Here is an 8,807-nt window from a genome sequence, read left to right as displayed (position 1 = left end):
ACATACCTGCTAGAAATGATTTAAGGTCTAACTTCATAAACTCACTCCTTCCTTCCACTTGTACTTTTACCTATTATAATAGCTAATTATTAAAATACTATTAACAAATAGAGTATTTGAATGATTTTAAAGACAATTTTCAAATAATATTGGAATTAGAATTTGAAAAATAGTAATAAAAATGAAAGAGCAGTAGCTAAATTCAATAATAACACTATAAATTCCATTGTCCTTTTAATGAATGATTGCGTAGTTAAATCAAATACTACAAAAGAAAAAGTATATAAAATGAAAGGACATCATGCATGAAGCGGTCATTTTTTAGCAAAAGCCTATTATTTACCCTTTGTTTTACGATTGTCGGTGGAGTCGTTTCTGGATGTCAGAACAATGACAGGGATCTCGAGGAAGAGAGTGATTTAGAATTGATTGATTTAACAATTTTATCGACTACAGATGTACATAATTATTTAATGAATTATGATTATTACACAACTACAGAATCTGATAATACAGGGCTTGTTAAGGTAAGTACTGTTATTAAAAAATTTAAAGAAGAGAGTAGAAAGAAAAGCAATAATGGTGCAATAGATAATGTGATTGTAGTAGATAATGGTGATTTGATTCAAGGAAATCCGCTCGGAGATTATTTTGCAAGAGTGGAACCTGTAAAGAGTGGTGAAGAACATCCGGTATATAAGGCGTTACGCTTAGCTGGATTCGACGTTGCTACATTAGGGAATCACGAATTTAATTATGGCTTAGATTACTTGAAACAAATTGTAAAGGACTCCAAAGTCCCTATTGTCAATGCGAATATTTATAATGTAAAAACGAAAAAGCCAGAATTTGAGCAATATAAAATTATAAACAAAAAAGTAATAGATGGAAATGGTAATGAACAAGATATAAAGATTGGTATTACAGGATTTGTTCCACCTCAAATATTAAATTGGGATAAGATTAATTTAGAGGGAAAGATAGTTGTTAAAGATATAAAAGAAAGTGCTGAAGAAATCGTACCGAAGATGAAAAAAGCTGGCGCCGATATTATTATCACATTATCACATAGTGGATACGGTAATGGCTCATATAAAAAAAGAGAAGAAAATGTATCATATGAACTTTCTAATGTTAAAGGAATAAATGCTATTGTTGCAGGTCACACTCATATTGTTTTCCCTTCAAAAGAAAAGCAAGCGGTATATGCTGGTTTGAAAAATATTGATTCTGTAATAGGAACGATGAACGGGGTAGCAACTGTACAAGCAGGAAAATATGGAGAAGGTGTAGGGATCATTAACTTAAAAGTTAATCAATCCAATGATGGATATAAAGTAGTCTACTCGAATTCAGAATATGTAACATTGGAAAAAGTAGAAAATGATTCTGTATTTTACAAGGAACTTAAAGAAGACCACGAAAAAGTAGTAACCTTTGTGAATTTACCAGTTGGTAATATAACGAAAGATATAAACACATATTTTGCATTAGTGAGCGACAATAATGCTGTTCAATTAATTTCTGATGCACAGAGGGAATATGCTAAGAAAAAAGTAACTGAAGAAACAGTATTACATAAATATAAAGGTCTTCCTTTATTATCAGCAGCAGCGCCATTTAAAGCTGGGCTTTCCAAGGATGGGACAAAAGCAGATGATTATGTAGAAGTAAAAGCAGGGAAAATATCCATTAAGGATGTAGCGAGTATTTATAAATATCCAAACACAGCAATTATTATGAAGGTGAGCGGAAAAGATTTAAAGAATTGGCTGGAAATGAGTGCGGGTATTTTCAATACTATTGATCCAAAAGGTAAAGATGGCCAAGAATTGTTAAATAGTAATTTTCCGGCATTTAACTTTGATACCATTGATGGCGTAACATATGAAATTAATGTAACGAAGGAACCTAAATATGATGTAAAAGGAAACCAAAATGAAGCTGATTCAAGCAGAATAGAAAATTTACAATATAACGGTAAAGAAGTTCAACCAGAGGATGAATTTTTGATTGTCACAAATAACTACAGAGCTAGCGGTGGTGGAAATTTCCCTATTTTTGAAAAAGTTGATGTCATTGCTTATATTTCAAGCGATGAGATAAGACAAATAGTAAACGACTATATTAAAAGCAAAGGAATGCTTAATCCAACTGTTGATAACAATTGGAAAATAAAATCGATTGGAAATGAAGCTAAAGTTGTCTTCACTTCTAGTGCTAATGGGAAAACACTACTTCCCGAATACCCATACCTATCTGTAGGGACATCAAAAGGTGAAAATCTTATTGAATATATTTATGATTTTAGGAAATAAGTTCATGATCATAATGTTGGGATATTACTTGTTTAGATCAAATCAAAGACTCTCAGTTTTATTGCATTGAGTGTCTTTGATTTGATTTTTTCGCTATGTAATAAACTGATTTAAATATGGATAATACTTTGAAATGAAGAAGTTACTAAAGAACAAAGGGTAATCAGCTAGAATTTCTTTAATTCCTCTATTGTTCTTTCTAAATCAATTGTTCCGTCAAAATTCGTTTGTAAATAGTCAAGTCGTTTTGCTACAGTCATAATATTTTCATTACCAAATCTGGATGGTTTTTGCAATGCCAAACCACGCTTTTCAGAATCTACTAAAGCTTCTAGCATTACAGTTGTTCTAAGTTCTTTTCTATTTTCCCCTTGCTTAGCAATTACTTTAGCACAAAGTTGTTCCTGCTCAAGCTGCAAATAATAATTTGCTTCAAAGGAGGTATTCCACCAAAATCCCCAAAAACCACCTGTAGGATTTGGAACATATCCCCACTCGCCATTAATTTTCGTTTGTAATTCTTGATAAAATCCTTGCCAAGCAAAGTGATTCCAATCTTCTATTGGTTTTGTTATAAATGAAGAAATAGAATCTTCAATTCTCTGTAAATGATTTAAATAATCATGGAAAATATGGTTCTTTATTCGTTTTATGTAATCTTTGTTCAATACTTTAAGTATCATCTTTCGATTTATTACTTTGTAGCCGGCTGAATACACTAAATCATAGTGACTTTGATCGGCAATTTTGTAATAGATGGGTAGCTGAATAAGGTTTGGATACGCTTGTTTTACGGATTCACGATAACGTACAAGCTGATTAGAATGATGCTTCGTATATGTTTTATCCTCTATTAAAATAGCATAACGGTCATTCACAATAGCTAAAACATCAAGTGATTTGAATTGCTTAATGATTTCTATCTTTTTAATTATTGGTACTTCGGCATTATGTTGTGCAAAAATAAGTGTAATAAAGTCGACAGCTATTTTATGTAATTCGCTTTCCATAGACTGGTATTTGTCTTGGCTCCACGATAGTAACCAACATAGAAATGCATCCTGAGATAGTTCACTTGTTGCAAATTCAAATAAATTAGGTGTATGTATACTTGTATCAACTTCGAACAAATTAGCTCCGCAGCTTGGACAAATCTTTTTTTGCATAGATGATTCCTCTTTTATAGTCTATTTAATAAGTGTTCTACATCTTTCTCTATGTTTACCATATCTGAAGTAGGTTCGTAACGTTTGATTGCGTTTCCTTTTTGATCTATTAAGAATTTAGTGAAGTTCCATTTTATGGAGTCTCCAATTATGTATTCGGGATATTGCTCTTTTAGCCTAGTAAGTAATAATTTGCTGACAGGATTATTTTCATCCATCCCGTTATAAGGTAGGGTTTTTGTTAAATATGTAAATAGGGGGTGAGCATCGTCATCTCGAACATTTACTTTTTGAAACATTGGGAATGAAACACCATATCGAAGAGTGCAAAATGATTGAACTTTTTCGTTATCGTCTGGCTCTTGACCACCAAATTGATTACAAGGAAACCCAAGAATAACAAAACCTTTATCTTTATAGCGGTTGTATATTCGTTGTAGATCTTCATATTGTGGTGTAAAGCCACATTGACTAGCAGTATTAACAATAAGAACTACTTGTTCTTTGTATTGCTCTAAGTTTATTTCATTTCCATTCATTGCGATTGCAGAATACTCATAAATACTCACAGCAATTCCTCCTTTTGTATGAATAATAGTTATTTTTAACTAAGTAATATATTACTATTTTTATAAGTAAAATTAAAATAATATGCATTTTTTAGTCATTTTATACTACATTCCATACTTAATACAATTAATTTTTGTGTGTTTTTTAAAATATACAAAACTGTTTAAAATTTAACACTACTGTATGAAATGTATGACATTATCAGATAAGATTCTTTAAATAGTGACAATTTAAGACTGTTCATTTACTTTCTCTTCTATCCACTCTTTTCCCTTATGATAGTAACCACTTCATACAATTCCGCTAAAAACACTATTTAAGTTAGTAAGATACTTAAAATACTGTATCTGGCATGTTTATTGCATTGCTTCTATATAGAAAATCCTACTGGAGGTGTTACTTCCTGGAACTTCGATGCAGCATAATGTGTGCGTTTAAAATGGTTAACTTAAATGACTATAGGGAGTGTTTAAAATGAAAGTAAGAGCAGCAGTTGTAAATGGAGCAGGAGAAGAGTATCAATTAGAAACACTAGAATTAGCGGAGATGCAATCGGACGAAGTGTTAGTAAGAATGGTCGCATCAGGTATGTGTATGTCTGATGAAACAATTAGAAAAGGTGGAATATCGAATATGGCTTTTCCGATGGTACCAGGCCATGAAGGTTCCGGTATTGTTGAAAAAGTAGGATCTGCAGTAAAAACTGTCAAAGCCGGTGATCATGTTGTTATGTCTTACGCTTATTGTGGATATTGTCCAAGTTGTCGTACTGGGCGTCCAGCAATATGCGATGACTGGAGAAAATTAAACTTTCTAGGAGTTAGAGATGATGGTAGTTATACATTTCATACAGAAGATGGCACGCCTGTAGGGAATCTTTACGGTCACTCATCTTTTGTCACACATGCATTAACCCATGAAAGTAACTTAACAAAAGTAGATAAGGATTTGGACTTACGACTTGTAGGTCCATTAGGTTGTGGCTTTTTAACGGGAAGTGGCACCGTTATTAACGGTATAAAACCAAGCATAGGTTCATCTATTGCTATTTTTGGTACAGGAGCAGTTGGTTTAGCCGCTATGATGGCAGCTAAAATTGAAGGATGTTCAACTATTATTGCTGTTGATATTCATGATAGTCGATTAGAAATTGCCAAAAGTCTTGGAGCAACACATATCATTAACAGTAAACTAGATAATCCAGTTGAAAAAGTTATAGAAATAACAACTGGTTTAGGTGTGAATTATGCAATTGATACAACTGGGGTGGGACCTGTGATAAAAACTGCGTTAACTGTATTATCAAAAGGAGGCGTAATTGCGCCGGTAGCAGTATCACAATATAGTATCGAAATCAATCCAACTGCTGAGTTAATCATGGCAAGTAAAAGTATGATTGGTGTGATAATGGGTGATGGAGTTCCACAATTATCTATTCCACAATTAGCTAAATTCTATAAAGATGGTCGTTTCCCATTTGACCAACTAGTAAAATATTATAAATTCGATGACATTAATCAAGCTTCCATTGATTCAGTGAATGGATCTGTAATTAAACCAATTCTAATCATAGATGAATCTTTTACTGTTTAGTTAAATTAGAATAATAATCATTTGGAGGGTTACAAATGAATGTAAAATATAATAAACAATTCATTAATGGAGTATGTCGTGATGGGTCGAGTGAAATATATTATAAAGATATCAATCCGTATAGTAATGAAGTAATTACTCATATTAAACTTGGTAATCGAGATGATATTGACGAAGCATATGAATCTGCCAAACAAGCACAAAAAATGTGGGCTAAAGTATCAATAGAAGAAAAAAAACAAGTACTCACTCGGTCAGCTGAACTATTTTTAGAAAGAAATGAAGAGATTATCAATCTATTAGTTATTGAAGCTGGTAGCTCTGTCACTAAAGCGCATGGAGAATTCTTAAACACGATTGTAGAGATTCAAAATGCAGTGAAATATGCTGAACGTATGAGGGAGCCTCAAGTCTTTCCATCTAAATTACCTGGTAAAGAAAATAGAGTCTATCATCACCCTGTTGGTGTCATAGGAGCTATTTCACCATTTAATTTTCCACTATATAGTTCAATGCGTGTGGTTGCTCCTGCTATTGCAGTTGGTAATGCAGTCGTTCTTAAACCTGATACACAGACACATATTACAGGTGGGTCTATAATTGCAGATATTTTTGAACAAGCTGGGTTACCTAAGGGATTATTAAATGTCATTACCTTTGATATTGCTGAAGTAGGAGATCACTTAATTGAGCATCCGATTCCAAGAGTCATTTCATTTACAGGCTCTACCATGGCAGGTAAACATATTGGTGAAATTTGTGGGAAACATCTTAAACGTGTTTCACTTGAATTAGGCGGAAATAATCCATTTATCGTATTAGAAGATGCTGATTTAGAACAAGCTCTTAATGCTGCAGTGTTCGGTAAGTTCTTCCATCAGGGTCAAGTTTGTGTAGGTACTAATCGTATGTTTATTCACCGCAAACATTATGAAGAATTCGTTACTCGCTTTGTTGACAGAGCATCACAAATCCCTTATGGTAATCCGACTGATCCAAGAGTCATTATCGGTCCTCTTATTAACGAAAATCAAATTCAAAAAGTAATTAAAATAGTAGAAAATGCCAAACAAGAAGGTGCTGTATTAGCCCTAGAAGGGAAGCGAGTAGGGAATGTTGTTACTCCTTTTGTCTTTACAAATGTTAAACAAAATTCTAAACTCGCTCAAACGGAAATTTTTGGACCTGCTGCAACTATTATTCCATTCGATACAGATGCAGAAGTTCTACAATGGGCCAACAATACAGAATATGGTTTAACAAGTGCGATTTTTACTCAAGACATCGAAAAAGGTATTGAATTTGCTCGATCCATTGAAAGCGGTATGACACATCTTAATGACACGACGGTTAATATGGATTCTGAAGCTCCTTTCGGTGGAGAAAAATCTTCTGGTATTGGTCGCTATGGTGGAGATCATGGCTTTGCAGAATTTACAACAACCAAATGGGTAAGTGTTCAAAAAGAAACCCGTGCGTTCCCATTTTAATTCATGATTTAATTTAATATTCCATGGAGGGCTAATAATGAAAAATTATGTTTCAAATCAATCTATGCCTGCAACTTCTTTCACAAAAAAGGCACAAGAAGATATGTATCAATATTTGGATTTTGAAGATCAGCAAGATTTTGCGGATGCACGTAGAGGGTTTATAGCACCATTTGACACGCCTTTAAAAGCGGATGATGGCAGTACAATATGGGATAGTACGACATTAGATTTTTTAGATGATCATGCTCCTGATACTGTTAATCCTAGCTTATGGAGAAATGCACAACTACACGCAATAACAGGATTATTTAAAGTGGTAGAAGGGGTCTATCAAGTTCGAGGACAAACGGTATGTACGACACTCATCATTGAAGGAAAGACAGGGGTTATTGTTTGTGATACAGCCGTTAGTGTAGAGGCTGCTAGAGCTGCAATGGAATTATATTATGAGCATCGTCCAAAAAAACCAGTTGTAGCTATCATCATTAGTCAATCTCATTTGGATCATTTTGGAGGTATTGAAGCTGTTCTTAAGTATGCTGATAATCCAGATATTCCAATAATTGTTCCTGAGAATTTCACGAAAGAAGCATTAAGTGAAAATGTTCTTTTGGGTACAATTATGGGGCGTCGTGCACAATATCAATTCGGGAGCAAACTACCTGTTGGCCCTACTAGCTATGTATCCATAGGTGTAGGACATAAATCAAGTACTGATCAATCCGCTAGTTTCAAGTTACCTAATGTGGAAATAAAGAACCAAGTCGAAAAAATGATTGTTGATGGAGTAACCTTTCAATTTTTATTAACCCCTAATACAGAAGCGCCTGTTGAAATGCATTTTTACATAGAAGATTATCAAGCACTGTTCGTTTCAGAAAATGTAAATAAATCGATGCATCAGATTTATACAGTAAGAGGTGCCAAGACTCGTGATACTCTAGAGTGGGTAAGTGCAATTGATAAAACGATCGATTTATTTGGCAATGAAGCAATAGAAGCCTTAATCATGATTCACGCGTGGCCGATATGGGGAAAAGAGCAATCTTTAAAACATTTAAAATTACAGCGGGATTTATACAAATACATGCACGATCAAACAGTTCGTTTAGCGAATCATGGCTACACGATGGAGGAAATTGCAGAAAACATTCAACTTCCAGATTCATTAGGGAAATATTGGGGGAATCGCGGTTATTACGGTACGTTAAGTCATAATTCAAAAGGTATTTACAATTTCTATTTAGGGTTTTATAGCGCTCACCCTTCTGATTTAGATCCATTGCCTCAAGTAGCATCTGGTGAAAAATATATTCAGTATATGGGTGGAGTTGCTAATGTAGTAAACCAAGCAAAAATAGACTTTGAAAATGGCGAGTATCGCTGGGTAGCACAAGTACTTAAACATGTTATCATGGCTGAGCCGAATCATGTAGAAGCAAAAAATTTATTAGCAGATACCTTTGAACAATTGGGATATCAAGCTGAATCAGCCAATTGGCGAAACATCTATCTTATGGGAGCATCTGAACTAAGAAATGGGATTGTTTATAAGGAAACGATTAATTCTGAATTTCAGATGAAAATTCCTGTTGAGGAATTCTTAAAGTTATTAGCGGTAAAACTAAATGGGCCTAAAGCAAATAATATAACAATAATAATGAATG

Annotated in this window: 6 protein-coding genes; 4 read left to right on the top strand and 2 right to left on the bottom strand. The window is 33.7% G+C overall.

The features are described from left to right. The first annotated feature begins 305 nt into the window (after window positions 1-305). Window positions 306-2,318 (top strand): bifunctional 2',3'-cyclic-nucleotide 2'-phosphodiesterase/3'-nucleotidase, encoded by a 2,013-nt coding sequence (locus V7014_RS16255; protein WP_335508483.1) that lies wholly within the window; start codon window positions 306-308, stop codon window positions 2,316-2,318. Window positions 2,319-2,485: 167 nt separating this feature from the next. Here V7014_RS16255 and V7014_RS16250 read toward each other — a convergent pair whose 3' ends face one another. Beyond that, complete coding sequence (locus V7014_RS16250) at window positions 2,486-3,484, bottom strand: PD-(D/E)XK nuclease family protein (protein WP_335508482.1); 999 nt, start codon at window positions 3,482-3,484, stop codon at window positions 2,486-2,488. Window positions 3,485-3,498: 14 nt separating this feature from the next. After that, window positions 3,499-4,053 (bottom strand): glutathione peroxidase, encoded by a 555-nt coding sequence (locus tag V7014_RS16245; RefSeq protein ID WP_335508481.1) that lies wholly within the window; start codon window positions 4,051-4,053, stop codon window positions 3,499-3,501. 475 nt (window positions 4,054-4,528) lie between these two features. Between V7014_RS16245 and V7014_RS16240 the strand changes: the two genes are divergently transcribed. From V7014_RS16240 to V7014_RS16230, 3 genes are all read left to right on the top strand, one after another. Further along, window positions 4,529-5,647 (top strand): NAD(P)-dependent alcohol dehydrogenase, encoded by a 1,119-nt coding sequence (locus V7014_RS16240; RefSeq protein WP_335508480.1) that lies wholly within the window; start codon window positions 4,529-4,531, stop codon window positions 5,645-5,647. A 35-nt stretch (window positions 5,648-5,682) separates the two neighbouring features. Continuing rightward, window positions 5,683-7,137 (top strand): aldehyde dehydrogenase family protein, encoded by a 1,455-nt coding sequence (locus V7014_RS16235; protein WP_335508479.1) that lies wholly within the window; start codon window positions 5,683-5,685, stop codon window positions 7,135-7,137. Window positions 7,138-7,174: 37 nt separating this feature from the next. Continuing rightward, window positions 7,175-8,807: alkyl/aryl-sulfatase (locus V7014_RS16230; RefSeq protein ID WP_335508478.1), on the top strand; the 1,633-nt coding region annotated here is incomplete at its 3' end.

This window comes from Bacillus sp. JJ722, from assembly GCF_036963345.1.
Lineage (GTDB): Bacteria > Bacillota > Bacilli > Bacillales > DSM-1321 > Bacillus_AD.
This window is presented reverse-complemented; position numbering and strand designations above follow the sequence as displayed.